The following is a 1,888-nucleotide window of genomic DNA, read 5'->3' on the forward strand; positions in this document are numbered from 1 at the left end:
CCCGGCCGTCGAACCGGCCGTGCGCGCCCGCGTCCTCGTCCTCGTCGCGCGGCTCCCACAGGTTGCCCTCGACCGGGGCGGTCCGCTCGGAGGTCTGCTGGCTGGAGAAGCCGGTGCGGGCCAGGTAGCGGTCGAGGAGGCCGGGCGCGATCCGGTCGGCCAGGAGGGTGAGGACGGTGGACATCCCGACCCAGTACTCCCGGCGGCGAGGATTGCGGGCCGCATAGACGATCGCCTCGGCGGCGACCTCCGGCTGGTAGATCGGCGGGACGGGCTGGGGCTTGCGCGGCAGCCGCGACCGCACCCACCCGAACTGGGGCGTGTTGACGGCGGGCAGGTGCACCATCGTGACCTGGACGCCGCTCTTCTCGTGCATCAGCTCGCAGCGCAGCGACTCGTACATGCCCTGGATGGCGTGCTTGGCCCCGCAGTAGCCGGACTGCAGCGGGATCCCGCGGTGCGCCAGCGCCGACCCCACCATGACGACCACGCCCCGGCCGCGCGGCCGCATCACGTCCAGCGCGGCCCGGGTGCCGTGCGCGTAGCCGAGGTAGGTCACCTCGGTGATGCGCCGGTACTCCTCCGGCTCGATCTCGGTGAACGGCGCGAAGACCGAGGTGAAGGCGCAGTTGACCCAGACGTCGATGGGCCCGAGCTCCTTCTCGACCGTCCGCGCGGCGTCGGCGACCTGCCGGAAGTCGGCCACGTCGGCCTCGATCGGGAAGCCCTGGTCGCCGAGTTCGGCGGCGACGCTGTCAAGCCCGGCGCGGCCGCGGGCGATGACGGCGACCTTCGCCCCCTCCTTCGCGAACGCGCGGGCCGCGGCGCGGCCCACCCCCGCGGTCGCTCCTGTCACTACGACGACTTTCATGGCTTCCCCTTCAGTGTGCGAGCTGTGCGAGCTTTGCTTCTGGACGGAGCCCCGGGCGTCCGTTCCCCGACGTCAGGCGACGCGGTACTCGTCGGCGTCCGCGCGGCGGAAGGCCAGGCCGTGGCCCGGCGCGTCGTCACGGGGACGGACCGTCCCGCCCTCCGGGCTGAGGCACCCGTCGAAGAGCAGGGACTCGATGCGGACGTGGTCGTGGAACCACTCGATGTGCCGGGCGTTCGGGACCGCCGCCATCACCGGCGCGTGCAGGTGCGGGGCGCAGTGCCCGGACAGGTCGCGGCCGAACGCGCGGGCGAGCCCGGCGATCCGGAGGAACTCGGTGTAGCCGCCGCAGCGGGTCACGTCGGCCTGCGGGCAGTCGACCACGGGCAGCAGGTCCCGGAAGTAGGGCAGGTCGTAGCCGTACTCGCCGGCGGCGACCTCGCACTCGACGGCGTCCCGGACGGTGCGCAGCCCCGCCAGGTCGTCGGACGAGACGGGCTCCTCGAACCAGCGCAGGCCCACGTGCTCGGCGGCCCGCGCCACCCGGACGGCCTGCTTGACCGAGTAGGCGCCGTTGGCGTCGGCGTACAGCTCGGTGTCCGGGCCGACCGCGAGCCGGGCGAGGCGCAGGCGGGCGAGGTCGCGCTCCTCCCGCGCCCCCCGCGACTCACCGATCTTGATCTTGACGCGCGGGATGCCCTGCCGGCCCGCCCAGTGTTCGAGCTGCTCGCTGGTCCGCCGGTCGGTGTAGGTGGTGAAGCCGCCGGACCCGTACACCGGCACGTCCGGCCGGACCGCGCCGAACAGCCGGTGCAGCGGCACCCCGAGCACCCGGGCCTTGAGGTCCCACAGGGCGCAGTCGACCGCGGAGATCGCCATCGAGGCCGCGCCGGGCCGGCCGGCGTTGCGGACGGCCCGGCACATCCGCTCGTGCGCGGCGGGGACGTCGAGCACGCCGACGTCGGCGACGACCGGCGCGAGCGTGCCGGTGATCAGTTCGGCGATCGGCGCGGGCCC

General features: G+C 74.3%; 2 protein-coding genes. Both read right to left on the reverse strand.

Annotated features, from left to right (window positions below; all coding sequences use genetic code 11):
• On the reverse strand, window positions 1-871 hold an 871-nt coding region (locus AB0J52_RS38545; RefSeq protein WP_500187984.1), incomplete at its 3' end, for an SDR family oxidoreductase.
• A gap of 72 nt (window positions 872-943) precedes the next feature.
• Window positions 944-1,888, reverse strand: a 945-nt coding sequence (locus AB0J52_RS38550) for an enolase C-terminal domain-like protein (protein WP_500187986.1), incomplete at its 5' end; no start/stop codon positions are given.

Source organism: Spirillospora sp. NPDC049652, from assembly GCF_040675125.1.
In the GTDB taxonomy this organism is placed as follows: domain Bacteria; phylum Actinomycetota; class Actinomycetes; order Streptosporangiales; family Streptosporangiaceae; genus Spirillospora.